The sequence below is a fragment of the Streptomyces marokkonensis genome (assembly GCF_039539045.1).
In the GTDB taxonomy this organism is placed as follows: domain Bacteria; phylum Actinomycetota; class Actinomycetes; order Streptomycetales; family Streptomycetaceae; genus Streptomyces; species Streptomyces marokkonensis.
Genome location: NZ_BAABCQ010000040.1, coordinates 1 through 25,890 on the forward strand (window position 1 = coordinate 1; position 25,890 = coordinate 25,890).

The following is a 25,890-nucleotide window of genomic DNA, read 5'->3' on the forward strand; positions in this document are numbered from 1 at the left end:
CATTCAGGCCGTTATCTGAAAGATCGAAGGGATCTGTCGTTTCGTGACTCCCAACACCGTCTCTCTTCCGAACGAAGCCCACGAGGAGCTGGTACGCGCCCTCCAGGAGCTCCACCGGGCGGCAGGCCGCCCCGGCATGCGAAAGGTGAGCGCCCTGATCGCTGAGGGCGACCACCCGGCGGTCGTCAGCCATGAGGGAGTCCGTACGACCCTCAAGGGCCTGAACGTCCCGCGCTGGGAAACCGTGCAGTCGATCGTGGCGGTGCTCGCCGGCGCCTGCGTCGATCCACCCCGAGACCCGACGGCCGAGGTGGCGCGGTTCCTTCCCCTATGGCGCGCAGTACGGGAGGGAGAGCCGGGTGGCATGAAGTCGGCCCGGGAACTGGCACTGTCACAGGGTTGGGGCACGGTTGTCGGGCAGTGGACCGCTGAGGCGGTCGTCGGCGTGATGATTAACCCGTTCAACGCCATTGAGATCGCCCCCTCGCTCGCGGTGCCGCACGAGCCTGTGATCTCGGAGGACGAATGGGTGCAGGTTGGTGTCCGCCTCATCGAGGAGAACGGTGCCGAGTTTGCTCTACGTGCTCTCCTGCGAACCCTGAAGGGCGACTACCTGGGCGCCGAGGAGGGCAGCCCCTTCGGCTACCACTATCCGGACCAGGAAGCGGTCGAAATGCGAACGGCCTTCCGCTATGGCTGCGACCGGATACTCCAGCGCCTGGCGGTCGAGCCGAACCTCCTTCAGCGGTCGATCAGCGCCATGCATGCTGACGAGACCATGGACCGTGAGGACCGTATCGAGATGCTGCGCGCCGAATCGGACGTGTCTTTGATGCGGGAGGTCATGACCGCGACACCGGAGACCTGGCATGAACTCTCCGAGGAAGCCCACCATCAGCTCTTTGGCTATCTCATCAAGGCGATCGGCCCGGTGGGCAGATTCGGGCTCCCGCCGGACCAGCGGTTCCGCATCACCTGGCGCATCCCTGAGCCGCCGACGGCATAGCTTCGTCGTAAAGTCCCTTCCGTTGCCCAAGCCAGCGGTCGCCTCGTTAGGCAAAACAAGCGTTGGCTCCACACGCCTAAGTGGAGCCAACACTCGTTGCAGTCCCTGTTGCTGTTGAGTTCAAGCTTTATCGAAGGCCACTCTTCGATTCGTTGCAGACCGGCTGCCCGGTGGTGGATGCCCAGATCCTTCGCGACGTGGGCGATGGAGCGGCCGGTGGCGCGGACCTCACGGATCGCGCGCTCGCGAAGCTCGTCGAGGTATTTACGGGGTGCTGCCATGGTGCTGGTCGATCTCCTTCGCCAGGAAGGTAACCCTGGCATCAGGGACTCCACAAATCTCAGTACAGCTCATCGTGCGGGACCCGGGCGGGGCCTTCGGGCTCCGCCCGCGTCGTGTGCCGCAGGGGCTGCCGGGTGGCCAGGGCATTGTGAGGGCACGTTGGTTCGGCCGGGGCTCAGATGTGCCCTGCCGGGCGGGCGTGCCGCCGTACTCCCCGCCCCGTGACGGTGATCCGAGGAATCCCCCTCATCCTGGGGCGCCGTCGTCGACACGGCACAACCGCCAGTGGCCCTCGGTCGGCCGGATGGCCTCCGGGCCTGACCGCAAGGGCCGCGTCCGTGCTCACGTCCGTGACTGATAGCCGTCGTAGTCGTTCCAGGAGGGCGGTTGGGTCATCAGTTGTTCCCAGGTGGGCCAGGCTTCCTTGGTTCTCTGACGGACAAGCTCGCCCGGCATGCTGAAGGGCGGGGCCTTGGACGGTTTGTCGAGTGCCTGACCGACGATCACGTCGTACAGCACGGCCGCGCCATGCAGGCGAGGCAACGCGGCATGGACGCGATCCACATAGCCGTCCGGGAGGGCGTGCGTCCCATCGGGGCCGAGGTCGTATCCGGCTCCGACAGTGACCAGTGCGATTTCCGGGCGCTTACGGGTGGCGATCTCGTAGTGCAGGTGGAGGGCGACAGCGTCCCACACGACGTCGATCTTCTCCGGTGACAGTCCCTGATCGGTGAGGAAGCGTGCGGCCAGGTCGGCGCCGTCGATATCGAAGCCTTGATCACCGTTGCCCTCGGCGCTGAGTCCGGAGTCGTGCAGAAGGCACCCCAGGAACAGCAGTTCGTCGTCATAGTCACGGTCGGGTTGCAGGCCTTGCTGCTCGCCGAGGAAGCGCCCGTAGAGATAACTGCGCATGCTGTGGTTGAAGATCGCAGGGTCCTCGATGCCTTTCACGTAGCGCACCGCTTTGAACGCAAGGTCGGTACGGGGGAAAGGGAGGTCGTCGTAGGTGTTGTCCATCGGTCAGCCTTCCTGGGCCGGTGAGGAGGGGGCGGCTCACTCGGGCACGGTTCGGGATGCGTTGCGGCGTGATCCGTAGCGTGCGGAAGGGAGTCACGCGCCCGTGGTGGAGCCGGGGCGGACGATCATCAAGACGACGACGATCGCCCAGAGGACGTTGAAGATGCCGGTGATCATGGTCAGGCGGGCCGCCCGGGGACGCGCCGCTTCCAGGGTGGGAACGTTCTGGGCCTGGGCGAGCAGGCGTTGCTGGCCGGGCAGGATGGCCAACGCGAGGATGGCCGCGGCAATCACGGTCAACGCCAGCGACGCGATCAGCCAGGTGTCGGAGAGGACGCCCATCCAGGCGCCGGTGGCGATTCCGAGTACGGGCACCGCGAGACCGGCGACGGCGTAGCCCCGGCAGATCCGGTGCAGCAGCGAAGCGATTGCAGCGGACCGCATGCCCTGTTCGTCGCCGCCGAGTGCCCCCAACGCATAGCGCGGGAACATCGAGGCGGCCACGCTGATCGAGCCGACCGCCAGGATCGCCGCGAGTACGTGTACGGACAACAGCAGCTTGGTCACCGCGGGCCTCCGAGTCAGAGCGCGAATAGGTTGGCTGCCAATACATACACTGCCTACGGCAATCTTGGGTAGGCTGCCTACCTATGAAGGCAGACGCGGTACGAGGGCATCTGGATGGGCTGCTGCTGGCCGTGCTGGAGTCGGGCCCGCTGCACGGGTACGCGATCATCGCCGCGGTGCAACGCCGCAGCGGGGGCGTACTGGAGCTGCGCACCGGCACGATCTACCCGGCCCTGAACCGACTGGAGCGGCTCGGGCTGCTGAGCAGCAGTTGGCAATCCGCCGGCGACCGGCGTCGTCGGTGTTACGAGCTCACCGACGCGGGACGGCGCACTCTGGCCGGCGAGCGGTCGGCGTGGAGCGAGTTCACCACAGCGATCGGCTCGGTCCTGAACCCGGTCGTCCCGCCCGGGCCGGTCACGTGAACGCCACCGGTCGGCAACCCGACCTCGTCAAGGACTACGTGGCGGCCCTGACAGCCGCCCTGCACGGACCGGCCCGAGCCAAGGCCCGGATGATCGAGGAGATACGCGAAGGCCTCGCGGACACGGCCGCGGCGCACACCAGCGAGGGAACGCCCTACCAACACGCCTTCCAGCAAGCAGTGCGAGAGTTCGGGAGCATCGACCAGCTCGTGCCCGCCTGCCAACGGGAACTGACCATCGCCCAGGCACGACACACCGCTCGGGCAGTGGCTCTCACCGGCCCCTTCCTGATCGCGTGCTGGTACCTGGCCTGGACCACCGACCCTGCTCACTCCTGGCAGCTGCCGCGCACGGCCCAGCTGCTGGCCGTCCATCTGGCCGGTGTCGCGATCATCGCCGCGCTCGTCGCCGCAGCCACGCTGACCGCCACCGGCGCTCTCGGCCGCCGGCTGCCCACACCGCACCGACTGCCACTCGTGATCGCGTGGGCCGGCACCACCGCCAGCACCGCCATGGCGGTCACGACGCTCGCGCTCGCCGCCACCTCCGCCCTGGCCACGAACTGGCCACTGCTCGCGTTCGCCGGCGCGCTCGCGGCTGCCTCGCACGCCGCAGTCGCAGCTTCGGCCCGTGCCTGCCGTCACTGTGCCCGACTGCCCACCTCGCAGCCCGACGCCTTCCGGCCGCCCGGCTGACGACGTGTCCGCCCTGAGCCGCGCAGGAACCGGAGGACGCGACGACCAACTCGCCCTCGCCGCACACCCCGTGGCGGACACCAGGGCGTTGGTCCGGTAGGCGCCACCGTCGCACGGACCACGCGTCCTCCGGGAGGCGGCCTGCTACAGGGGCTTTCGTAAGGCGGTAGTCGTGGTCGAGGTCCTCCGGCCTCCTCCCCGCGGTGGCGCTCCGCTCCGCCGCCCGCTTCGGCCGGTGAGGTTCGCGGGAGCCGATCAGGGCGCCCTCTCCCGTAGCCGTTCCGGGCTCTGGCGGTATGCCGGACGGATGGCCTGAGCGGGCTCGGTTCCGGGGGGAGCCGCTGTCCCTCTGGGGCGCCTACCGCTGGGCCGTATCGGTAGGCAGCAAGGCCCGCAGGGGTCGCCAGTCGGTGAGGGGGGGCGGGTTGCTGGAGTCGCCCTCTGGCGGAGCCGCCGGCGGCGACTTCGATCTGGATGGGGGCCGGCTGCCGGCGCGCGTGAGCTGTCGGCCGACCAGTACAGGCACTCACCGACTCCGCCCACCAGCAGCGCTCCCGCCAGGACTGCGGCTTTCCATGGCTGGACACGGCGACGCCGAGCGACCCATCGGCTTCAAGGGCCTCGGTGAGGTCGTCGCCGGCCGCCGCGTTCGCGAACCGCCCATCACCGTCGAAGTCCTGCTCCGACCACGGGGCGGCCGACGGGCTCGCCGGCCGCCCCGCCCCGGACCGGGCCGGGGGCCGCCGCCGGTTCGTCCGCGGCGGGGGCCGGGTGCGGCAGGGTCTCGCGGTGGGCGCGGGCCACGGCCACCATGGTGTCGAGGGTGTCCCGGGCCCGCAGCAGCTCGTCGATCTGCGCCGTGATACGCGCCCGTTCGCGGGCCATGCGCTCCAGCGTGGCGTCGGAGTTGTGCGTGCTCGGGGCGTCACGGCACGGCATGAGTTCGGCGATGGTGCCGCTGGAGAGGTCGGCCGCGTACAACCCCTGGATGAAACGGACGCGGTCCACGTCGTGTTCCGTGTACTGCCGTTGTCCACTCGGCGTGCGGACGCTGGTGAGCAGTCCCCGCTGCTCGTAGTAGCGCAACGACCGCACACTCACTCCGGCGCGTGCCGCGAGTTCCCCGATCCGCATGACCGTCCTCCCTCGGTGCCCTCTCACTTGCCTCTGACACCGGTGTCAGGTTTTAGCGTACCCGTGCGCTTCGGCAGCCGGAGTGCCCGTACACGAGGAGAACCGACATGCCGTCCCTGTTCAGCAGCTACCGTCTCGGCGAACTGACGCTGCCCAACCGGACCGTCATGGCCCCCATGAGCCGTGTCCGGGCCGCCGCCGGCGGTCTGGCCACCCCGTCGATGGCCACCTACTACGCACAGCGCGCCACGGCCGGGCTGATCGTCACGGAGGGCGTCCAGCCCAGCCGTGTCGGGCAGTCCAACCCGGGCACGCCCGGCCTGTACACCGACGAGCAGACGGACTCCTGGCGGCAGGTGACCGACGCCGTCCACACCAACGGCGGACGCGTCTTCGCCCAGATCATGCACGGCGGCCGGGTCTCACACCACGAGACCACGGGCCTCCAGCCGGTCGGCCCGTCGGCCGTGCCCGGCGAGGGCAGCGTGTTCACCCCGAGCGGCCCGCAGCCGATGCCCGTGCCGCGGGCCCTGGAGACCGACGAGATCCCCGAGCACGTCCGGTCCCACGTCGACGCCGCCCGCCGCGCCGTCGACGCGGGCTTCGACGGGGTCGAACTGCACGGCGCCAACGGCTACCTGATCTCCCAGTTCCTGTCGTCCAACGCCAACCTGCGCGACGACCGCTACGGCGGCTCGGTCACCAACCGGATCCGCTTCGCCGTCGAGACGGTCGCCGCCACCGTCGAGACCGTGGGCGCGACCCGCACCGGCATCCGCCTGTCACCCGGCGGCGGCGGTATCTGGGGTGTGACCGAGGACGACGCGGCGGAGCTGAACACCGCCCTGCTGACCGAACTGGCCCGCTTCGACCTCGCTTACGTGCACGTGGAGGCCACCACCGACGAGGACGTACTCGTGCGACTGCGCAAGGCCTGGCCCGGCACCCTGATCGTCAGCCCCACCCTGCCCGGCGGCCCGAAGCAGGCCGGGAGGGCGGAAGCCGACCACTGGCTGGGCCTGGGCGCCGACCTGATCGCCTTCGGCCGCGGCTTCCTCGCCAACCCGGACCTGGTCGAACGCCTGCGCTCGCACCTGCCTCTCGCGCCCGCCGACGAGAACACCTATTACCAGGGCGGCGACGCCGGATACCTCACCTATCCGACGTACCAGCACACGGCGGCCTGACCGGCCGGGATACGCGCCCGGCCGGCCAGGAAGCCGACCGCTTTCGTCCTGCCGTGGCCCCGTGGTGAGGCCACGGCAGTGGCGGATTGTCAGACGTCGTACAGGTTGACGGTGACCGACCCGTCGGCACCCCGGACGGTGTAGCTGCCTGGACCGTCGACCGGCACGCAGCCGTCGGCGAGGACGTCGTCGACGTTGATGCCGGTGTCGTCCTCGCCCACGAAGGCGCACACCTCGGTGACGAGGTGGTCGGCGTACCTCAGCTCGTAGGGGCCGGAGTCCGGGTAGCGCGCGAGCGTGGGGGTGTTGATGTCGACGTCCGGGTGCTCCCACAGCGCGGTCTGCTGGCCCCAGGGTGCCTGCAGGAAGACCCTTCCGTAGGGCTCGGGCAGGTCGTTGTCGTCGCGCTCCTGCGGGTTGGAGAAGTCGATCGAGTACAGAACGGGTCCGGGCGCCGCCGCCTGTGCCGAGGTGACGGCCCCGCCGAGCAGTAGAACAGCTGTCGAGGCGGCGGCCACCAGCCGCCCCGTGGACGTGAAACGCATACCTCTCCCCTTTCACTTCGGGTAGCCGTACGGCTACTCAGGGAGAAGGTAGGGGCCGGTGGTGTCCGGTCGTCCGGGCCGACGGCCAAACCACTCGGGGAGCTGACGCCGGTGCTCGCGCCGCACGTCGCATGCTCCCCGCGTGCGACCGCACACCGGGCGGGCCACGAGGGGCGCGGGCCCCTCCGTGTGGGTTACGGCACGAGCGCGCGAGCGGCCCCGGGCCGGGCGGGGTCGGGGCTCAGCCGTTCACCTTGATCGTCTTCATGGTGAGGTGGGAGGGGAGGCGCAGGACGGCGGGCAGGCCGCTGAGTTTTTGGGTGAGGAAGGATTCGTAGGCGGCGTGGTCGGCGACGGCGACGCGGACGAAAGAGTCGGGGCGGCCGTACATCCGCCGGAACTCGACGACCTCCTCGTAGGAAGCCACCGTGGCCTCGAACTCCTCGGTGGTCCTGCGGTCGTTGGCGTAGATCTCGACGTCGATGAGGACCTCCAGCCCGCGCCCCAGCGCCTCGGCGTCGATGACGGCCCGGTACCCGGCGATGACGCCGGCGTCCTCCAGGCGTTTGACGCGGCGGAGGCAGGGCGGAGGCGTCAGGCCCACCCGCTTGGCCAGCTCGACGTTGGACAGACGCCCGTCCAGTCTCAGATGAAACGGTGCCCACCGTGGCCGGCCGCGCGTTCCCGCGTGAGGCTCGGGAAGGTCGGGAGGGCTCGCGGGATCCTCATGGCGTCCCGGTCGTGCCCGCGGCGTCGGCGCACCGCGCGGCGAGTTCCGCGAAGGCGCTGGTCAGTTGTGGCGGGCCGATGACCTCGATGCCGGTGTCGAAGCGGCAGACCGCGGCGGCCAGGCCGGTCCACGACCAGGAACCGAGCGTCAGGCGACAGCGGTCCGAGCCGAGTTCTTCGACGACTCCGTCCTGCGCGAAGGGCGCCACGCTCCGCGCGGGGAGGTCGAGGAGGACCTCTCCACGGCAGGGCCAGTCGGCGGTGGAGCCGTCGGTGCCCCGGAAGCGGCCGGTGACGAACGCGGCCACGTCCTCGCCGGGAAGGTCGCGTGGGGTGAAGCGCGGGCCGGTGGGGATGCGGGGACGTACGCGGTCGACACGGAAGGTGCGCCAGTCGTCACGTTCCAGGTCCCAGGCGATCAGATACCAGTGACCCCGCCAGGTGACGAGGCGGTGCGGCTGCGTGCGCCGGGGCCGTTCGTCCGGACCGGTGGAGTCGCTCCCGTAGTCGAAGCGCAGTTCCTCACGGGCGTGGACGACGCGGCTCAGCTCCATGAGGAGCCGCGTGCCGGCCGGGGACGTGTCGCCGGCCCCGGCTGGCGGGACCGCGGCGACCCGGAGCATGTCGATCCGCCGGCGCAGGCGGGGCGGCATGACCTGGCGGACGGTGGCCAGGGCCCGTGCGGCGTCCTCGCCGATCGCGGTGCCGGCGACCGCGGACTGGAGGGCCAGCGCCAGGGCGACGGCCTGGCCGTCGTCGAACAGCAGCGGGGGCAACTGCGAACCGGCGTCCAGGCGGTAGCCGCCGGAAGGGCCCTTGAAGGCACGGATCGGGTAGCCGAGTTCCCGCAGGCGGTCGATGTCGCGGCGCACGGTGCGCGGGGTGATGTCGAGCCGCTCGGCGAGGTCGTCACCGGACCAGTCGCGGTGCGTCTGGAGCAGGGAGAGCAGTGACAGCAACCGCGAGGACGTCTTCCGCATGCCCACCAGTGTGCCCGCGGTAGAGGACACAACCTGTCCGCTACCCCTGGAACGGTGGGTCCCACGAGCCGCCGAGAGCAGGCGAGCCGACGGAGAACAAGGAGACGACCATGTCCGTCACGACCACCACCCACCTGAACTTCCGGGGCGACGCACGCGCGGCGCTGGACCACTACGGGTCCGTCTTCGGCGGTCGCGTCACTGCCGTCACCTACAAGGACACGGGCAACGTGCCCAACGAGAACGAAGCGGACTGGGTGGTGTGGGGCGAGGTCGCGGACGCCGACGGCTTCCACGTCATGGCGTACGACGTGCCCTCCCACCTGCCCTGGGAGCAGGGCGACAGCTCGTTCTTCGTCTCCGTGCGCGGTGACGACCCGGAGGAGATCGGTTTCCTCTGGCAGAAGCTGGCGGAGGGGTCGACGGTGGTGCAGCCTCTGGCGCCGTCGCAGTGGGCCCCGCTGTACGGCATGCTCACCGACCGCTTCGGGGTGACCTGGGTCCTGGACGTGACGGCCCCGTACAACGGCTGATCCCCTCCCCGACCTGCCAGAAGCTACCGGCCCGTCCGACCCGCCCGGCCCGTCCGACCCACCCGATCCGTCCGACCCACCGGCAAGGGGCCATGACCGTCCTCAGCGCACGCGCTCTCAACCGCGCCACCCTCGCCCGCCAGTACCTGCTCGAACGCACCGGCGCCCCGGTCCGGGAGGCGGTGGCACATCTGTGCGGCCTGCAGGCCCAGGAACCGCAGGAACCCTTCACCGGACTGTGGTCGAGACTGCACGCCTTCACGCCCGACCGGCTCGACCGGGCACTGACGGGCCGGCACGTCGTGCGCACCCATCTGATGCGCCGCACCGTCCACCTGGTCACCGGCGACGACGCACTCGCCTGGCGGTCCCGTCACGACGCCATGCTGCGCCAGCGCGTGCTGGCCACCTACCGACGCGAGCTCGCCGGCATCGACCCCGGTGAAGTCGCCGCGGCCGGCCGGGCGGTCATGGCCGACCACCGGCCCCGCACGATGACCGAGCTGGTACGGGAGGTCCAGGACCGCCGGCCCGGCCCACCGCGCCGCGCCCTGGGCGAACTCCTCGTCGCCGCCCTCGTCCCGATGGCCCAGCTTCCCCCGCGCGGGCTGTGGCAGACGAAGGCAGGCGTACGGAACCTCCCCCTGGCCACCTGGCTCGGACGCGAGCCCGACCCGCTGCCCGACGGCGCCGACGACCCGGTCGGACAGCAGCTCGTGCGCCGCTACCTCGCCGCCTACGGGCCGGCCGCCTCCGCGGACATCCGCGCCTGGAGCGGCCTGGCCGGTCTGCCCGCCGCGGTCGAAGCCCTCCGGGACGAGCTGGTCGTCTTCCGCGACGAACGCGGCCGGAAACTGCTCGACCTGCCCGACGCGCCACGCCCCTCCCCGGAGACGCCCGCCCCCGTCCGGTTCCTCCCCGCCTTCGACAACGCGATCCTCGGCTACCACGACCGCGGCCGCGTCATCGACGAAGCCCACCTCGGCCTCTCCGTCGCGGGCCTGCGCGCCGTACTCGTCGACGGACGCGTCGCCGCCACCTGGACCACGCACGAACGACGACTCCGGGTGACGCCCCTGCGACCCCTCTTCTCCCGGGAGCGGGAGGCCGTCGGGGAAGAGGCCGGGAACCTGGCCGCCTTCCTGGATCAGGACATCGACGAGGTGGAGTTCACGGCCCCCGCCGCCACCGTCGGCTGAGCGCGAAGCCGTCGGCGGTGAGCGGAACTCGGGAGGTGGCCGACTGGCGGCGAGGCAGGAGGGCGAGGTCATGGCCGCTCCCCGCCTCCGGTGTCGTGCCGGGCGTGCGCACCGGCCGTCCGGTGCGGCGGGCCGACGGCGCGGTCGATCGCCGACTCGACGGCCGCGATCCGGTCGGCGAGCAGGCCGAGGGCGGCGACGGCACGGGTCAGCTGGTCGTCCTCCGGGCCGCCGAGCGCCTGGGCGCGCTGGTGGGCGGCCTTCAACCCCGTCCAGCGCGCGGCCTGTGAGGCGGTGAGCGTGCCGCGCAGTTCCGCCAGCTTCAGCAGGTTCGCCTCGGCGCCCGAGGTGAGGGTCTGGGCCTCGGCCCGGTAGTGGTCCTCGATCAGTGCCGACAGCTCGGCGTCGTTCATGACCGGCTGGATCCGCTGGGCGATCCTGTTCATGTTGCGGTACGAACCCTGCAGCCGGAAGGGCGGTTCGGTGCGGGTGCCGTCCGACTGGGCGGCGGAGGCGATGTACGCGGCGTTCACCGCGAGGACCGTCGCGCGGGCGGCGAGCAGGTGGCGCAGGACGGCGAGGACGCGTTCCAGTTCGGCCGGGGCGTAGGGGTGGGCGAGCCGGTCCGTCCGGGCGGTCGGGTCGTCCTCGGCGATGCGGAGCAGCAGGTCGAGGTCGGCGCGGTCGCGGCCGGCGAGCGGGGCCAGGACCGGGTTGGCGGTGAGGGCGTTCTCGACGAAGCTCAGTTCGAAGGCGGGCCGCTTGCCCGTCAGGACGTCGCCGAGGTTCCAGACGTCGGCGCGGTTGGCAAGCATGTCGGGCACCTGGAAGCGGCTGCCCGACTCGGTGTAGGGATTGCCGGCCATGCAGACGGCGAAGCGCTTCCCGCGCAGGTCGTAGGTGTGCGGCCGGCCGTCCCGTACGCCGTCGACGCGGCGGGTGGCGTCGCACAGCGGGATGAACTTCTGGAGCAGCTCGGGCGAGGTGTGCTGGATGTCGTCCAGGTACAGGAGGGTGTTGCCACCCGCCGCCAGCGCGAAGTTGATCTTCTCGATCTCCTGTCGGGCGGTGGCGTTCGGGGCCTCGGCCGGGTCGAGCGAGGTCACGCCGTGCCCCAGCGCCGGGCCGCTGATCTTCACCAGCATGAGGCCGAGGCGGTCGGCTACGTACTCCATGAGCGTCGTCTTGCCGTAGCCGGGCGGGGAGACCAGGAGGAGCAGCCCACCGGTGCCGGTGCGGTGCGCGGCGTCCACGGTGCCGAGTTGCTTCGCGAGGCTGTCGCCGACCAGCGGGAGGTACACCTCGTCGATGAGCCGGTTGCGCACGAAGGCCGTCATCACGCGCGGACGGAACTCGTCCAGGCGGAGCCGGGACCGCTCCGCGGCCACCAGTGCGCCACGGCACCGCTGGTAGGCGCGGTGGCCGGGGACCTCGTGGGCGCGGAACGCGCGGGTACGGGCGAGGAGCTCGTCGACACGGACCGTGAGTGCGCGGCCGCTGATGCGCGGGTGGCTGCCGAGCAGTCCCCGTACGGTCTCCGTCAGCGGGGCGTCGCACGGGTAGCGGGGCAGATCCGGGCAGAGTTCGGCGGCCACCGCCTCGGCCAGGTCGCCGGGCGTGGTGTCCGTGCCCGTCGACGCGGTGTACGCGGTGAGCCACGCCTCGGCGAGCTGGCGGCGGGCGGCCGGGTCGCCAAGGGCGGCGAGATCGTCGTCGTAGGCCGGACCGCCCACCGTGCGACGGAACTTGTCCAGGAGGGTGCGGGTGCCGGCACCGAGCACGAAGCCTTCGGGGCCGCTGGTGAGCTCCTCGACGAGGTAGGCGGCCGCGGCTTGTGCGACCTCTTCGGTGACCTCCCCGAGGGCCCCTCCTGCGCCCTTCCCGCCGGTGGCCTCCGCGGTGACGGCCCCCGCCAGCTCCCGGCGCAGGTCGTCGAGGGCGGGCGCGAGCCCGAACGTGTCCCGGGCGCGGGTCAGGGAGACCGCGCGCCGCCGCCAGTCCTGCCGGGCCCCGGCCGTCGTGCCGTGCGCCCAGAACAGCTGGGCGGCGGCGCGGGCGGCGGGCTCGTGGCAGAGCGGCCCGGCGGCGTCGTACAGGCGCAGCAGGGCGGTCAGGATCAGGGTGGCGTCGTGGTCGTGGACGCCCCGCTCGTAGCCCTCGTCGTACGCCTCCTCCGCCGCGCTCCGTACGAGGGCGGGCAGGTCGTCGGTCTGCGCGAGGGCGGCCGGGCCGTGGGCGTCGAGCAGGCGGGCGGCGAGGTGTTCGGCGCGGTAGACGTCGGGCGACTCGGACGGCAGCAGGCGGTCCCAGTAGGGGCGGGTGGCGGCGAAGTCCGGGTCGGTGACCGGTGAGCGGTGGTCGGTTCCCGTCACGGCGAAGGCCAGGCCGTCTCCGTGCGGGACGAGGGTGAGGTCGAGGGGCTGGGTGTTGACCGCGAAGCGGTGGCCGCCGAGGCGCAGGGTGCGACCCCCGTCGGCGTACAGGTCCGCGCGGTCGCGCAGGGCGCGGGACGCCTCCTGGCGGGCGGCGTCGAGGCGGCCGTCGAGTTCGTCCGCGCGTACCGGGTAGCCGAGTTCGCGGAGTTCTCCGGCGGTGCGGCGGACCTTGGCGGGCATCGGGTCGGAGGCGAAGAAGGTGGTGACGGCGTCCGGGTCGGCGAGCGTCGCGGCGCGGCGCACGACCGTCCGCAGGACGCGGGCCGCCGAGTCCGCCAGGCGCTCGGCGCGGCGGGCGCGGGCGTCGGCGAGGGACTGCTTGCGCGCGGAGAGCGTCTCGTGGATCTCGTCGCGCTTGTCCGCGAGCTCGCCGAGGAAGTCGTCGAAGTCGGCGAACCGGGATTCCAGGTTCTCCACCTGTACCAGCAGGCGGGTGAGTTGCTCGTCGCAGGCGTCGGGGCTGTCCGCCACCGCGAGGGCGCCGGCGACCGCCTGGCCGAGCAGCGCGAACTCGGCGGCGAACCCGGCGCGGCCCTCCTGGTCGCGCAGGGCGCGGTGGCGGGTGCCGAGAACCGCCCGGGCGCGGTTGACCCCGCCGAGGGCTTCGGCGACGCGCTCCAGGATGGCGGTGCGGACGGTGGCGTCGGCGATGTCGAGCCCGGCGACGACCTCGGTCACCGCGCCCAGCCCCTCCGCCAACTCGTCCAGGCGGGCCCCGACGGGAGCGGCCTCGGCGGCGGTGCCGATCGCCTCGGCGTCCGCGACGAGCCGCTCGACGTCCGCGTGGTGACCGGCGAAGGCGTCCTCGCGCGCCAGGTGGGTGACGGCCCGCTGCCCGAAGGCCGCGAGGTCGGCCTCGGCGCCGGCGGCGAGCTCGTCGACGCGGGCCGTGTCCGTGTACCGGGTCTCCCTGAGGGTCAGCAGGTGGCCCTGCGCCCGGCGCAGCTCGGCCAGCCCGGTCACCCAGGCGGCGGCCCCGCGCGGCGCCTCGCCGCGCAGCCGGCGCACCACCGCGGCGAGCCGCGCGTCGGCCTCGTCGAGCGCGTCGGCGGCCTGCCGGGTCAGGGCCTGCACGTTCTCGAACTCGGCGAGTACCTGCTCGGCGGTCTCCCGTACCCGCTCCAGCGGGTCCGCGAGGTCGCCGGCCTCCGGATCGCCCAGCCAGTGGTGGGCGTCGGCGGCCCGGGCGCAGGCGGCGGCCAGCTCTTCGTACACCTCGCTCGTCGGGGTGGTCTCCGCGACGGCACGGGCCACGGAGAGGCAGTCGGAGATGCCCCGGACGAGGTCGGCGTTGCCGATGCGGGCCAGCGGGCCGCTGCCGGCGGGCCGGGCGGCGGCGTAGGTGTCCGAGACGTACGGGGAGGACCACCGCTGGACCGGGTGCACCCGGGCCGGCTCGCCGTCCTCGGTGCGCAGCAGTGTGAGCGTGCCGTCGTCGGACAGCGCCCAGCCCCGGCAGGAGAGCGGGGTCGCGGCCTCCTTGCGGATCAGGTTGTACGGCAGCAGCAGGACGCGTCCCGGCCCGCCGGACGCCGGGGAGGTCCGGGACGCCGAGGACGTCCTGGATCTCCGAGACGCTTCGAACGCCTGAGACCCCTGAGACCCCTGAGCGGCTTGAGCGGCTTGAGACGCCCGGAACGCGTACAGGACGTCCTCGCCGTTCGGCGAGCGCACCTCGCGCTCGAACTCCAGGCCGCTCACGTCGAGTTCGTACGTACGGTGGGCGCCGGTGGCCAGGCAGTGGCCCCCCGGGAAGACGATGCCCTGGTCGTCGGGGAGGCGGCGGCACGCCTGCCCGATGCCGTCGCGGCGGACCACCTCCCGGGTGAGCGTGTTGAAGACCAGGTACCGGTGGGTCTCCTCCTTGTAGGGACGGATCCGCAGCAGGATCAGCGCGCCGACCCGGGCGTGGGCGATGTCCGCGTCGGCGAGGGACTGCAGCGGCTCGACGACCGGTTCGCTGTGGATCCCCTCCCCCGTCCCGGTGTCGTTCTCCGCCTTGACGGTGAGCGCGCCTCCGACGGTCGCGACGAATACCTCGCCCCGGACGGAGACGTGCGGGTGACGGCCGAGGACGTGGTCCTCGCGGGTCGCCCCGGTCCATGTGAGGTCGTGGGAGGGCGGCAGGACGTGGTCCCGGTCGCCCCGGGCGTCCAGGAAGGACGCCCGTCCGCCGTCGTCGAGCGCCCAGCGCAGTACGCGGATGTCGTCGGCCTTCTCACCGGTCCGGAAGACCGCGAGCAGTCTGCCCTCGACGCGGCGCAACCGCATGAGCGTGGCCTGCCGGTAGTAGCGGTACAGGGCTCCGAACTCCCGGACGAAGGCGGGGTCGTCGAGGAGGCCCGGCACGGCGTCCTCGGGGAGCCGGCCGAGGTCGCGGCCGTGCAGCGCGAAGACGTCGCCCACGGCCGGCTCGGAGCCGGCCGTGGTGGCCGCCGGGGCCGTGGGAGCCGCGTGGGCCGTGTTGTAGCCGACGAGCAGCGTCTCCCCGACGGCCACGACGTCGGCGGGAACACAGGCGCCGGCGGTGTGCAGCCGCTCGGTGCCGGTGAGTTCGAGGCGGACCGAGCCGAACTCCTCGACCCGGCGGGTGTTGAGCGCCTCGGAGCGCCGGGCGAGCTCGGCGGCCTGCGCGGCGAGCCGGTCACGCAGCACCTCGTAGGTACCCGTGTCCAGCGCATCGTGCGGGCTGCCGCCCGGCGTTGCGCGCGTACCACCGGCCGACGCCACGTGCGGGCCACCGCCCGAAGTTGCGCGCGGGCCACCGCCCGGCGTCGCGCGCGGGCCCGTGTCCGGCGTCTCGTGCGCGCTGCTGTCCGCCCCGGTTGCCATGGGGTTCCTTTCCGCGACGGTGCTCAGGCGACCTTGGTGCTGCCGTTGAGGGACGCCAACGAGGCGTCGGCGATACCCAGTTCGTCCGCCTTCTCGAGCAGCTTCTGCACCTGGCCGGCGGGCGCGCCACCCGACTTCATCAGCTTCATCAGCAGGGCGGACACGGTCAGGTTCCGCACGTCGGCCGTGGAGACCGGGCCGAGGACGCGGCCGAGGTCCGCGGCGATACTGGACGTACCGTCGAGGTACGGCTTCGCGAGGGCCTGGGCGGTCTCGGAGTGCTGGACGAAGCCGTCGACGCTCTTGCCGAGCGCGATGGACGACATCAGCCGGTCGAAGAAGACCGACTCGCCGCCGACGATGTTGATGTCGGCGTTCTCCAGGCCGGTGGCCAGCACCGTGGCCTGCGCCTCGGCGACCTGGCGCTGCACGTCCAGACCGGCGAGCCGGATGTCCTTCTCGGCCTCCAGCCGCAGCCGGTACTCCTCGTGCCCGCGGGACGCCTCGTCGAGCGCCGCCATCGCCGCCGCCTTCTCCGTCAGACCGGCCGCCTCGGCCTTCAGCTTCTCGCCGACGCCCTCCGCCTCGGCGAGCGCCTTGGCCCTGACCCCCTCCGCCTCCGCACGCATCCGCGCCTGGGCCGCCTCGGCCTCCGCACGGCCGGCCTTCTCGATGACCTCGGCCTCCTTGTCGCGGACCTGGACCTCTGCCAGCCCCTGGGCCGCGCTCTCCGCCTGGATGGCCTCGGCGAGCCGCAGCTTGGCCTGCGCGTCGAGGTCGGCGCTCTTCAACCGGGCTTCGGCCAGGGTCAGTTCCTCGGCCGCGCGGTGGGTGGCGGCCTGCTCGGCGGCCTCCGCCGCCTTGATGTCCTTGACCAGCCTCTCCTGCGCCTGGGCCTCGGCGGCGATGATCACGGTCTGCCGGTCGCGCTCCGCCTCCTCCACCGCGCGCAGCTTCTTGATGGACTCCTCCTGCTCGGCGACCGTACGGTCCACGGCGACCCGCTCCCGGATGACCTCGGCGATGTCCCGCTTCTCCGCCTCGACCTCCTTGGAGGCCGCGATCCGGGTCAGCTCGGTCTCCCGCTCCCGCGCGATGACCTCGAGGAGCCGGTCCTTCTCGATGCGCTCGCTCTCGATGGCGATGACCCGTTCGCGGTTCTTCGCGGCGACGGCGACCTCGCGGGCCTGGTTCTCGCGCTGGACGCCGAGCTGCTCCTCCGTGCGCAGGAAGGCGCCCTGCGCGCGCAGCCGCTCCTCCTCCACCACCCGCGCGGTCTCGGCCTCCTCGCGGGCCCGTACGGTCTCGATCTCCCGCTTCTGCTTGGTCTCGGCGTCAACCTGCCGGCGCTCCAGCTCCAGGATCGCCTCCCGGGCGTCGACGTTCTGGCGGGTGATCTCCTTCTCCTCGGTGCGCTGGGCCTCGTTGGTGCGCACGTGCTCCACGGCCGTCAGCTCGGTGATCTTCCGGATGCCCTGCGCGTCCAGGACGTTGGCCGGGTCGAGCTGGGTCAGCGGCGTCTGCTCCAGGTAGTCGATCGCCGCGTCCTCGAGGTGGTATCCGCTGAGGTCGACACCGATGACCTCGATGATCCGGTACCGCAGCTCCTCACGCTTGGTGTAGAGGTCGGTGAAGTCCATCTGCTTGCCGACGGTCTTCAGCGCCTCGGAGAACTTCGCGTGGAAGAGCTCCTGCAGGGTGTTCCGGTCGCTCGCCCGCGCCGTGCCGACCGCCTGCGCGACCTTGACGACGTCCTCGACGGTCTTGTTGACCTTGACGAAGAACGAGATGCGGATGTCCGCGCGGATGTTGTCCCGGCAGATCAGGCCTTCCTTGCCGGCCCGGGTGATCTCGATGGCCTTGACGGAGATGTCCATCACCTCGGCCCGGTGCAGCACCGGCAGGACGACCTGCCCGGTGAAGGTCACGTCGACCTTGCGCATCTTGGAGACGATGAGCGCCTTGCCCTGCTCCACCTTGCGGAACAGCCGGGAGACGGCGAGCAGTGCGAGCAGGCAGAGGACGACGAGCACGGCCACGCCCACGATCATGGGATTCATCAGCAACGTCCTTGGCGGTCGGGAGGACGAGCCCCCTCGGGCTCGGAGAAGCAGAGATCGACCCGCGCCGGAACCGGCACCTCCGGGTCCCGATGCCGCCAACTGCCGGTGTCCGGCATCGGGACCCGGATCCGTGCTCCCCCTCACCTTCATCCTGCCGATGAGGAGCGCTCACCGCATTGCCGATTTCCGGCAGTCTTCGCCCAACCCTCCATGCCGGTCACCGTCAAGAAGGCGTCAAGACCGCCCGACCGGATGCGTGCACACGCCACGCATCCGGCGTCCGAATAACGGTCCGATCTCACCGCTCGGCACCTTCGCTGGTCACGATTCGTCACGTGAGATACGTCACTAAAAGTTCGGCAAAGACGTGGTAGAACAGCGCAACTCCGCAGGTGGCCCGGTCGGCTGCCGTACTGCGGAGGGCAGGCCCGCACTCGCACCACGGCCCAGGAGAATCACGGTCCGAAACCGCGCCGTGCGCACGGGTTCACCCATCGGACAACGACGTTCGCGCAGAGACAGACCGCTCACCCAGGCGAGACGCCCCACCCGCCAACCCCGCGTCATCGAGGTAGTCACCGTGTCACTCGACTCCGTCACCCAGTCCGTCGACGAAGCAGTCAGCGAATTCTTCGAACCCATAGCCGAGTGGCTGGGGGAGGTGGTCTTCTACACCGTTCCCGTCGGCGAGGCCGACCTGCCTCTCATCGTCGCCTGGCTCGTCGTCGCAGGCCTGGTCTTCACCAGCTGGTTCGGACTCATCCAGGTCCGCAAGTTCAAACTCGCCGTCGACGTGGTGCGGGGGAAGTACGACGAGAAGGGGTCGGTCGGCGAGGTCAACCACTTCCAGGCACTGACCGCCGCCGTCTCCGGCACCGTCGGCCTCGGCAACATCGCCGGCGTGGCCGTCGCCGTCTCCATCGGCGGCGCCGGTGCCACGTTCTGGATGATCCTGTGCGGCCTGCTCGGCATGGCCACCAAGTTCGTCGAGGTCACCCTCGGCGTGAAGTACCGCGAGGTGCACGCCGACGGAACCGTCTCCGGTGGCCCGATGCACTACCTGCCCAAGGGCCTGGCCGAACGCTTCGGCAAGAACGGCAAGACCCTCGGCAAGGTCCTCGCGGTCCTCGCGTCCTTCCTGATCCTGTTCTTCGGCCTCTTCGGCGGCAACCTCTTCCAGGTCAACCAGTCCTACGCGCAGCTGGTCTCGGTCGCCGGCGGCGAGGACGGCGCGCTCGGATCCTCCGCCGGCGCCCTGTTCTTCGGCATCCTGGTCGCCGCGATCGTCGGCGTCGTGCTCCTCGGCGGCATCCGCTCCATCGCCAACGTAACCAGCAGGCTCGTACCGGCCATGGCCGGCGTCTACATCCTCGCGTGCCTGATCGTGATCCTGGTCAACATCACCGCCGTGCCGGACGCCCTGGTCTCCATCGTCGAGCGCGCGTTCAACCCGCAGGGGGTCGTCGGCGGTGTGCTCGGCGCGCTGATCATCGGCTTCAAGCGGGCCGCGTTCTCCAACGAGGCCGGTCTCGGCTCCGCCCCGATCGCCCACTCCGCGGTCAAGACCAAGCACCCCGCGAGTGAGGGCCTGGTCGCGCTGCTGGAGCCGTTCATCGACACCGTCGTCGTCTGCACCATGACCGCGCTGACCATCGTCATCGCCAACCCGGCCAGCTTGGAAGAGGCCCGTACGAACGAGGGCATCGGCGGCGTCACGATCACCTCCGACGCCTTCGAGACGGTCCTGCCCTGGTTCCCGTACGTCCTCACCGTCGCGGTGCTGCTGTTCGCCATCTCCACGGTGCTGACCTGGGGCTACTACGGCCTCAAGTCGTGGACGTACCTCTTCGGCCGCAGCCGGGCCAGCGAGGTGACGTACAAGGTCGTCTACACCCTCTTCGCCGTCGCGGGTTCGCTGCTGACACTGCAGACCCTGATCGACCTGGCCGACGCCTTCCTCTTCTCGCTCGCCGTCATCAACATCATCGGCCTCTACCTCCTCGCGCCCCTCGTCAAGCGCGAGCTCAACACCTTCCTGGAGTACGTCCGCGCCCGCAAGGCCGGCGAGGACCCCGGGGACGACGAGCAGGAGTCTGCGAAGACCACCGCCTGAGGCGCTCACACCGCCCGGCTCCCGGACGGGGCCCGTACTCACCCGCGCCTTGGTGAGTACGGGCCCCGTCGGCATGGGACCGCCGCCCGCCCGTGCCGCGGGCGTACGTCGGCCTCAGCCGCCCGGCGCGTCGCTGAGCGGCTCGTCCTCCGCGGCCGCCCCGACCACCGTGAACCCGATCACCGACCCGCCCCCGTCCCGCCGGTACGCGAACGGCGTCCCCCCGTGCGCCAGCGCCACCTCCCGCACGATGGACAGGCCCAGGCCCGATCCGGGCCGGGAGCGGGCGTCGGCGGCGCGGTAGAAGCGGTCGAAGACACGGGCCAGGTCGGCGTCACGGATGCCGGGGCCCCGGTCGAGGACCTCGACGCGGACCGTCCCCGCGAGAGCGGCCCCGGCGACGACGACCTCGATGGGACCGCTGCCCCGGGGGGCGAACTTCGCGGCGTTCTCGACCAGGTTGGAGATCGCGCGGGTCAGCATGACGGGCCGGCCCTCCACCGTCGTCGTCCCGCGGGCGCGTACGCCGATCTCCCGCCCACTGCGTCGCCGGGCCACGGCCGCCACGTCGTCCGCGATCCGCGCCACGTCGACCGGCTGCGGAGGCTCCCCCGCCCACTGGCCGGCCGCCAGCTCGACCAGTTCGTTGACCAGGTCGGTCAGCTCGCGGGCCTCCTGCCCGAGGTCCGCGATCAGTTCCTCGCGGGCGGCGGGCGGGAGTTCGTCGACACGGCGCAGCAGCGAGATGTTCGTCCGCAGCGAGGTGAGCGGTGTCCGCAGTTCGTGGCCCGCGTCCTGGACCAGGCGCCGCTGGTCCTCCTCCGACTGGGCGAGACGGCCCAGCATCAGGTCGAAGGCGCGGCCGAGGCGGCCCACCTCGTCGGGGCCGGTGACCGGTACCTGGATGCCGAGCCGGCGGGTGCGGGCCACGTTCTCGGCGGCGGAGGTGAGGACCACCAGGCGCCGGGTGATGCGCCGGGCCAGCCACCAGCCGAACAGCCCGGCACCCGTCACCACCGCGCCCATCAGGACCAGCGTCCGCCGCTGCAGCACCCGCAGCAGATCCTCCGTGTCGCTGAACTCCTGCGCCACCTGCACCGCGCCCCGGCCGCCGCCGAGGGCGACGGTCGCGACCCGGAAGACGTCGTGGCCGACGTCGACGTCCTCGTGCTCGACCATCCGCCCGGCGGTGGCGGCACCCGCGGCCCGCCGGTCGGCGTCGGTGACGGGCAGTCGCGGACCGGCCGGGTCGAAGATTCCGCCGTCCGGGCCGAGGACCTGTACGTCGGTGCGTGCCGGACGCACGATGTCGTGGCCGCGCGCGGACGAGGCGAAGTCGACCGGCGACAACGGTTGCAGCCGCACCTCGGCGCGCAGGTCCTGCACGACCTGGTCGAAGACCGACTCCTGGTCCACCCGGACCAGCCGGGCCGCGGCACTGTACGAGAGCACCCCGACGACGAGCGTGACCGCGGCGGTGACCGTGGCGAACGACACCGCGAACGTCGTCCGCAGCGACAGCAGCCGGGGCCGGCGCCCGAGCGGGGAGGGGCCCACTCAGTCCTCCCGCAGCACGTAACCCACCCCGCGCACGGTCTGGATCGGCTGCGGCGCCCCCGGCCGGTCGAGTTTGCGGCGCAGGTAGCCGACGTAGACGGCGAGGTTCTTGGAGCCGGGCCCGAAGTCGTAGCCCCAGATGCGGTCGTAGATCGTGGAGTGGTCGAGCACGATGCCCGCGTTGCGGACCAGCAACTCCAGCAGCTCGAACTCGGTGCGGGTCAGTTCCAGCTCGCGCCCGTCCCGCCAGGCTCGGCGGGCCCGCGGGTCCATGCGCAGCCCGGCCGCCGCCAGGTACCGGCCGCCGTCCTGCGGCTCCCCCGGTTTCCCCGGCTCTTCCGGCTCGGGTGCGGGCGGCACGTCCGCCGACGGGGAGGCGGTGTCCGGCCCCGCCTCCGCGCGGCCGCCCATGCTGCCGCCCGTGCGGCGCAGCAGGGCGCGCAGCCGGGCGAAGACCTCCTCGACGTCGAAGGGCTTCACCACGTAGTCGTCGGCGCCCGCGTCCAGACCGGCGATCCGCTCGGCGGTCTCCACCAGCGCCGTCAGTATCAGGATCGGCGTGGCGTCGCCCTCCGCGCGCAGCGCCCGGCAGACCTGGAGGCCGTCCATGCCCGGCATCATCACGTCCAGCACGAGGACGTCCGGCCGGCCCCGGTGGGCCTGCGCCAGCGCCTCGGCGCCGTCCGCGACCGCGGTGACCCGGTACCCCTCCAGGGTGAGGGCACGCTCCAGGGCGTGCCGGATGGCGCGGTCGTCTTCGGCGAGCAGAACGGTCCGGGGCACGCGTCCAGTCTGCCAAGGCCAGGGGCCCCCTGACCGGACGGCCGGGCTTCTTACCGAGATCTCACCCTGCGGGCCGCAGCGCGGCGAGCCGCTCCTCGAACGGCACGATCCCGTCGGCGTCCGCGCCCGGCGTCACGCCCGGCTTCCCGCCACGCTCCACTCCCGGACCCGCGGCCGTCGACAGCCCGGCCCCCAGCGCCGCCAGCTCCCCGGCCGCCCGCTCGATCCGCCCGTCCAGTCCCCCGGCGCCCCAGTCCTCCGAGGCGGCGTAGACGCCGGTCGGTACGACGACGGCCTTCAGGTACGCGAAGAGCGGACGCATCGCGTGCTCCAGGACGAGCGAGTGCCGGGCCGTACCGCCGGTCGCGCCCATCAGCACGGGCTTCCCGGCGAGGGCGTCCGCGTCGGTCACGCCCAGCGCGTCGAAGAACGACTTGAACAGCCCGCTGTACGACGCCGAGAACACCGGCGTGACGACGATCAGGCCGTCGGCCGCCGCCACCGACTCGAAGGCGGCGGACAGCTTCCGGCCCGGAAAGCCGTTGGTGAAGGTGTGGGCGATCTCCACGGCGAGATCGCGCACCTCGACCACCTGGACCTCCGCGGACGCCGGTGGGGCACCGGCAGCGGCGACCGTGGCGGCGGCCAGCCGGTCGGCGAGCAGCCGGGTGGAGGACGGGACGCCCAGTCCCGCGGAGACGACGACGAGCTTCATACCCGTACTCCTTCCTCGGTCGTGGCGATGTCCTTACGGCCGGCCAGCAGGGACGCGTGGGTCGGCGCGTCCGGCACGCCCGCCGGACGGTCCTTGGCGAACTCCTCGCGCAGCACCGGTACGACCTCCTCGCCGAGCAGGTCGAGCTGCTCCAGCACGGTCTTCAGGGGCAGCCCGGCGTGGTCCATCAGGAACAGCTGGCGCTGGTAGTCACCGGCGTACTCGCGGAAGGCCAGCGTCTTCTCGATCACCTGCTGCGGCGAGCCGACGGTCAGCGGCGTCTGCTCGGTGAAGTCCTCCAACGACGGCCCGTGCCCGTAGACCGGGGCGACGTCGAAGTACGGGCGGAACTCACGCACCGCGTCCTGCGAGTTCCTCCGCATGAACACCTGGCCGCCGAGACCGACGATCGCCTGCTCGGGGGTGCCGTGGCCGTAGTGGGCGTAGCGGTTCCGGTACAGCTCGACCATGCGCTTGGTGTGGTCGGCGGGCCAGAAGATGTTGTTGTGGAAGAAGCCGTCGCCGTAGTACGCGGCCTGCTCGGCGATCTCCGGCGAGCGGATCGACCCGTGCCAGACGAACGGCGCGACGCCGTCCAGCGGCCGGGGCGTGGACGTGAAGCCCTGGAGCGGCGTACGGAACCGGCCCTCCCAGTTCACGACGTCCTCGCGCCACAGGCGGTGCAGCAGGGCGTAGTTCTCGACGGCGAGGTTGACGCCCTCGCGGATGTCCTTGCCGAACCACGGGTAGACCGGCCCGGTGTTGCCGCGCCCCATCATCAGGTCGGTCCGGCCGTCGGCCAAGTGCTGGAGCATCGCGAAGTCCTCCGCGATCTTCACCGGGTCGTTGGTGGTGATGAGGGTGGTGGAGGTGGAGAGGATCAGCCGCTCGGTGCGCGCCGCGATGTAGCCGAGCATCGTGGTCGGCGAGGACGGCACGAAGGGCGGGTTGTGGTGCTCGCCGGTCGCGAAGACGTCGAGCCCGACCTCCTCGGCCTTCAGCGCGATGGCGACCATGGCCTTGATCCGCTCACGCTCGGTCGGCGTACGCCCCGTGGTCGGGTCCGGCGTGACGTCGCCGACGGTGAAGATGCCGAACTGCATGGTCGCTCAACCTCCAATTGTTGACCGTTCAACTATAACCGCCAACGGTCGACCGCCGGACGTTATTCCGGCCACGCCTGCGGCCCCCGCGTTCCGCCCCGGGCCCGCCGTGCGAGGCTGCCCGCATGCTCGTCCTCCGCTCCGCCGCCCTGTTCGTCGTCGCCGCCCTCTTCGAGATCGGCGGAGCCTGGCTGGTCTGGCAGGGCGTACGCGAACAACGCGGCTGGCTGTGGGCCACCGGGGGCGTCCTCGCCCTCGGCGCCTACGGCTTCGTCGCCACCTTCCAGCCCGACGCCCACTTCGGCCGCATCCTCGCCGCGTACGGCGGGATCTTCGTGGCCGGCTCGATCCTGTGGGGCATGGTCGCGGACGGCTACCGACCCGACCGCTGGGACATCACCGGGGCCCTGGTCTGCCTCGCCGGGATGGCCGTGATCATGTGGGCGCCCCGCAACGGCGGCTGACTACGCTGGGCGGCGACCGGTACCACCGGCCAAGACCGGTAGCACCGACCACGACCGGCAACACCGACCAAGGAGCAGCCCATGGCCCCCGCAGCCGCCCCGTCCGCCGCCTCCCGCATCGCCGTCGTCACAGGTGCGAGCAGCGGCATCGGCGCAGCCACGGCCCGGCAGCTCGCCGCGGCCGGCTACCGCGTCGTACTCACCGCCCGCCGCAAGGACCGTATCGAGGCGCTCGCGGAGGAGATCCAGGCGGCGGGCCACAAGGCGACGGCGTACCCGCTGGACGTCACCGACCGCGCGGCGGTCGACGAGTTCGCGACCGCGTTCAAGGCGGTCGGCGTCCTCGTCAACAACGCGGGCGGCGCGCTCGGCGCCGACCCGGTGGCCACCGGCGACCCGGACGACTGGCGCCGCATGTACGAGACGAACGTCATCGGCACCCTCAACCTCACCCAGGCCCTGCTCCCCGGGCTGGAGGCGAGCGGCGACGGCACGATCGTCGTCGTCTCCTCGACCGCCGCCCTGTCCACCTACGAGGGCGGCGCGGGCTACGTCGCCGCCAAGCACGGCGAACACGTCCTCGCCGAGACCCTCCGCCTGGAGATCGTCGGTCGCCCGGTCCGCGTCGTCGAGATCGCGCCGGGCATGGTGAAGACCGACGAGTTCGCCCTGACCCGCTTCGGCGGCGACCAGGACAAGGCGGCCAAGGTCTACCAGGGCGTGGCCGCCCCCCTGAGCGCCGACGACGTCGCCGACACCATCACCTGGGCGGTCACCCGCCCCGCCCACGTCAACATCGACCTCCTGGTCGTCCGCCCCCGCGCCCAGGCCTCGAACACGAAGGTGCACCGGGAGGGCTGACGCACGGCGACCGGTCCGACACGGCGCACTCGGCCCACACGGTCTTGCCGGGACCGGTGGGCCGTGCGGTCACGCCCCAGTCGCCCGCCATGGCGTCGACCAGGAGCAGGCCCCGGCCCGACTCCCCCTCCGGGTCCGGCGTCCCGGGGACGGGCCGCCTCTCGGTGCGGGTGTCCGTGACCTCGATCCGCACAGTGTCCTCGGCCTCTGTGAGGCGGAGGTGAAAGTCCCGACCCGGTACGTGGCCGTGGCGGACGGCGTTGGTGGTGAGTTCCGCGGCGATCAGCGTGACCGTCTCGTTCAGGTGTGAGGCGTACGGGTGACCCCAGGCGTCCAGGCGGTGCGAGACCAGCCGACGGGCGAGGCGGGCGCCGCGCGGGGTCGACGTGAACCGCGTCGCGAAGGTCCGGGTGGGCCGGGGCGGTTGCGAAGGCGTCCGCCTTCGCGGGGGAGTTGCTGAGTCGGCTTGGTTCAAGAGCAGCTACAGCACGGGGTCGGGCGGCGAGTGCGTCGAGGTCGCCTCCTGGCTCGGCGTTCTGCACGTCCGCGACTCGAAGGACAAGGCAGGCCCGATGGTCAACCCGACGCCGACGGCGTGGACGGAGTTCGTCAGATTCGCCGCTCGGCATACCGCGTAGGCCGAAGAGCAGTGCCCCGTGACCACT

24 protein-coding genes are annotated in these 25,890 nt (G+C 71.8%); 10 read left to right on the top strand and 14 right to left on the bottom strand.

The window, feature by feature from the left end; all coding sequences use genetic code 11:
• Positions 1-43: 43 nt before the first annotated feature.
• Positions 44-1,006 (top strand): hypothetical protein, encoded by a 963-nt coding sequence (locus ABEA26_RS12815; RefSeq protein ID WP_345592050.1) that lies wholly within the window; start codon positions 44-46, stop codon positions 1,004-1,006.
• Here ABEA26_RS12815 and ABEA26_RS36330 read toward each other — a convergent pair.
• From ABEA26_RS36330 to ABEA26_RS12825, 3 genes are all read right to left on the bottom strand, one after another.
• The gene (locus tag ABEA26_RS36330) at positions 907-1,329 is read right to left on the bottom strand and encodes a transposase (protein WP_425587828.1); all 423 of its coding nucleotides are present in this window, start codon (positions 1,327-1,329) and stop codon (positions 907-909) included. The two genes, ABEA26_RS12815 and ABEA26_RS36330, sit on opposite strands and share 100 nt — an antisense overlap.
• Before the next feature lie 301 nt (positions 1,330-1,630).
• On the bottom strand, positions 1,631-2,305 hold the full coding sequence (locus tag ABEA26_RS12820) for an HD domain-containing protein (RefSeq protein WP_345592051.1): 675 nt from the start codon (positions 2,303-2,305) through the stop codon (positions 1,631-1,633).
• A gap of 93 nt (positions 2,306-2,398) precedes the next feature.
• Complete coding sequence (locus tag ABEA26_RS12825; protein ID WP_345592053.1) at positions 2,399-2,872, bottom strand: DUF2269 family protein; 474 nt, start codon at positions 2,870-2,872, stop codon at positions 2,399-2,401.
• A gap of 83 nt (positions 2,873-2,955) precedes the next feature.
• Here ABEA26_RS12825 and ABEA26_RS12830 point away from each other — a divergent pair, with 83 nt between their 5' ends.
• On the top strand, positions 2,956-3,297 hold the full coding sequence (locus ABEA26_RS12830; protein WP_345592055.1) for a PadR family transcriptional regulator: 342 nt from the start codon (positions 2,956-2,958) through the stop codon (positions 3,295-3,297).
• On the top strand, positions 3,294-3,992 hold the full coding sequence (locus ABEA26_RS12835; RefSeq protein WP_345592057.1) for a permease prefix domain 1-containing protein: 699 nt from the start codon (positions 3,294-3,296) through the stop codon (positions 3,990-3,992). Before ABEA26_RS12830 ends, ABEA26_RS12835 begins: the two co-directional genes overlap by 4 nt.
• 663 nt (positions 3,993-4,655) lie before the next feature.
• Here ABEA26_RS12835 and ABEA26_RS12840 read toward each other — a convergent pair.
• Positions 4,656-5,126 (bottom strand): MerR family transcriptional regulator, encoded by a 471-nt coding sequence (locus ABEA26_RS12840; protein ID WP_345592059.1) that lies wholly within the window; start codon positions 5,124-5,126, stop codon positions 4,656-4,658.
• Between the two features lie 107 nt (positions 5,127-5,233).
• Between ABEA26_RS12840 and ABEA26_RS12845 the strand changes: the two genes are divergently transcribed.
• Complete coding sequence (locus ABEA26_RS12845) at positions 5,234-6,313, top strand: alkene reductase (RefSeq protein WP_345592061.1); 1,080 nt, start codon at positions 5,234-5,236, stop codon at positions 6,311-6,313.
• An 89-nt stretch (positions 6,314-6,402) separates the two neighbouring features.
• On the opposite strand, the gene ABEA26_RS12850 is transcribed toward ABEA26_RS12845, so the two are convergent.
• From ABEA26_RS12850 to ABEA26_RS12860, 3 genes are all read right to left on the bottom strand, one after another.
• A complete protein-coding gene (locus ABEA26_RS12850; RefSeq protein WP_345592063.1) occupies positions 6,403-6,858 on the bottom strand; it encodes a hypothetical protein in 456 nt (151 codons plus the stop codon).
• Between the two features lie 241 nt (positions 6,859-7,099).
• Complete coding sequence (locus tag ABEA26_RS12855) at positions 7,100-7,507, bottom strand: Lrp/AsnC family transcriptional regulator (protein ID WP_345592123.1); 408 nt, start codon at positions 7,505-7,507, stop codon at positions 7,100-7,102.
• A gap of 76 nt (positions 7,508-7,583) precedes the next feature.
• The gene (locus ABEA26_RS12860; RefSeq protein ID WP_345592065.1) at positions 7,584-8,567 is read right to left on the bottom strand and encodes a helix-turn-helix transcriptional regulator; all 984 of its coding nucleotides are present in this window, start codon (positions 8,565-8,567) and stop codon (positions 7,584-7,586) included.
• 110 nt (positions 8,568-8,677) lie between these two features.
• Between ABEA26_RS12860 and ABEA26_RS12865 the strand changes: the two genes are divergently transcribed.
• Together ABEA26_RS12865 and ABEA26_RS12870 are read left to right on the top strand one after the other, a co-directional pair.
• The gene (locus ABEA26_RS12865; protein ID WP_345592067.1) at positions 8,678-9,100 is read left to right on the top strand and encodes a VOC family protein; all 423 of its coding nucleotides are present in this window, start codon (positions 8,678-8,680) and stop codon (positions 9,098-9,100) included.
• 92 nt (positions 9,101-9,192) lie between these two features.
• Positions 9,193-10,299, top strand: a complete 1,107-nt coding sequence (locus ABEA26_RS12870) for a winged helix DNA-binding domain-containing protein (RefSeq protein ID WP_345592069.1) — start codon at positions 9,193-9,195, stop codon at positions 10,297-10,299.
• Between the two features lie 68 nt (positions 10,300-10,367).
• Here ABEA26_RS12870 and ABEA26_RS12875 read toward each other — a convergent pair whose 3' ends face one another.
• The gene (locus tag ABEA26_RS12875) at positions 10,368-15,566 is read right to left on the bottom strand and encodes a DNA repair ATPase (RefSeq protein ID WP_345592071.1); all 5,199 of its coding nucleotides are present in this window, start codon (positions 15,564-15,566) and stop codon (positions 10,368-10,370) included.
• Positions 15,567-15,589: 23 nt separating this feature from the next.
• Positions 15,590-17,626, bottom strand: coding sequence for a flotillin family protein (locus ABEA26_RS12880; RefSeq protein WP_345592073.1), 2,037 nt, complete (start codon positions 17,624-17,626; stop codon positions 15,590-15,592).
• A 583-nt stretch (positions 17,627-18,209) separates the two neighbouring features.
• Between ABEA26_RS12880 and ABEA26_RS12885 the strand changes: the two genes are divergently transcribed.
• Positions 18,210-19,742, top strand: a complete 1,533-nt coding sequence (locus ABEA26_RS12885; protein WP_345592075.1) for an alanine/glycine:cation symporter family protein — start codon at positions 18,210-18,212, stop codon at positions 19,740-19,742.
• A 114-nt stretch (positions 19,743-19,856) separates the two neighbouring features.
• Here the strand turns inward: ABEA26_RS12885 and ABEA26_RS12890 are convergent, their stop codons facing one another.
• The 4 genes from ABEA26_RS12890 to ABEA26_RS12905 form a co-directional block, all read right to left on the bottom strand.
• Positions 19,857-21,299, bottom strand: a complete 1,443-nt coding sequence (locus tag ABEA26_RS12890; RefSeq protein WP_345592077.1) for a sensor histidine kinase — start codon at positions 21,297-21,299, stop codon at positions 19,857-19,859.
• A complete protein-coding gene (locus ABEA26_RS12895; protein ID WP_345592079.1) occupies positions 21,300-22,082 on the bottom strand; it encodes a response regulator transcription factor in 783 nt (260 codons plus the stop codon).
• Positions 22,083-22,143: 61 nt separating this feature from the next.
• A complete protein-coding gene (locus tag ABEA26_RS12900; protein WP_345592081.1) occupies positions 22,144-22,797 on the bottom strand; it encodes a CE1759 family FMN reductase in 654 nt (217 codons plus the stop codon).
• Complete coding sequence (locus tag ABEA26_RS12905; protein WP_345592083.1) at positions 22,794-23,900, bottom strand: LLM class flavin-dependent oxidoreductase; 1,107 nt, start codon at positions 23,898-23,900, stop codon at positions 22,794-22,796. Before ABEA26_RS12905 ends, ABEA26_RS12900 begins: the two co-directional genes overlap by 4 nt.
• A gap of 125 nt (positions 23,901-24,025) precedes the next feature.
• Here ABEA26_RS12905 and ABEA26_RS12910 point away from each other — a divergent pair, with 125 nt between their 5' ends.
• Both ABEA26_RS12910 and ABEA26_RS12915 read left to right on the top strand, forming a co-directional pair.
• A complete protein-coding gene (locus tag ABEA26_RS12910; protein ID WP_279564995.1) occupies positions 24,026-24,364 on the top strand; it encodes a YnfA family protein in 339 nt (112 codons plus the stop codon).
• 81 nt (positions 24,365-24,445) lie between these two features.
• A complete protein-coding gene (locus tag ABEA26_RS12915) occupies positions 24,446-25,225 on the top strand; it encodes an SDR family NAD(P)-dependent oxidoreductase (RefSeq protein ID WP_345592086.1) in 780 nt (259 codons plus the stop codon).
• On the opposite strand, the gene ABEA26_RS12920 is transcribed toward ABEA26_RS12915, so the two are convergent.
• Complete coding sequence (locus tag ABEA26_RS12920; protein WP_345592088.1) at positions 25,155-25,700, bottom strand: ATP-binding protein; 546 nt, start codon at positions 25,698-25,700, stop codon at positions 25,155-25,157. The two genes, ABEA26_RS12915 and ABEA26_RS12920, sit on opposite strands and share 71 nt — an antisense overlap.
• On the opposite strand from ABEA26_RS12920, the gene ABEA26_RS12925 reads away from it, so the two are divergent.
• The gene (locus ABEA26_RS12925; protein ID WP_345592090.1) at positions 25,636-25,863 is read left to right on the top strand and encodes a DUF397 domain-containing protein; all 228 of its coding nucleotides are present in this window, start codon (positions 25,636-25,638) and stop codon (positions 25,861-25,863) included. The two genes, ABEA26_RS12920 and ABEA26_RS12925, sit on opposite strands and share 65 nt — an antisense overlap.
• Positions 25,864-25,890 lie beyond the last annotated feature (27 nt).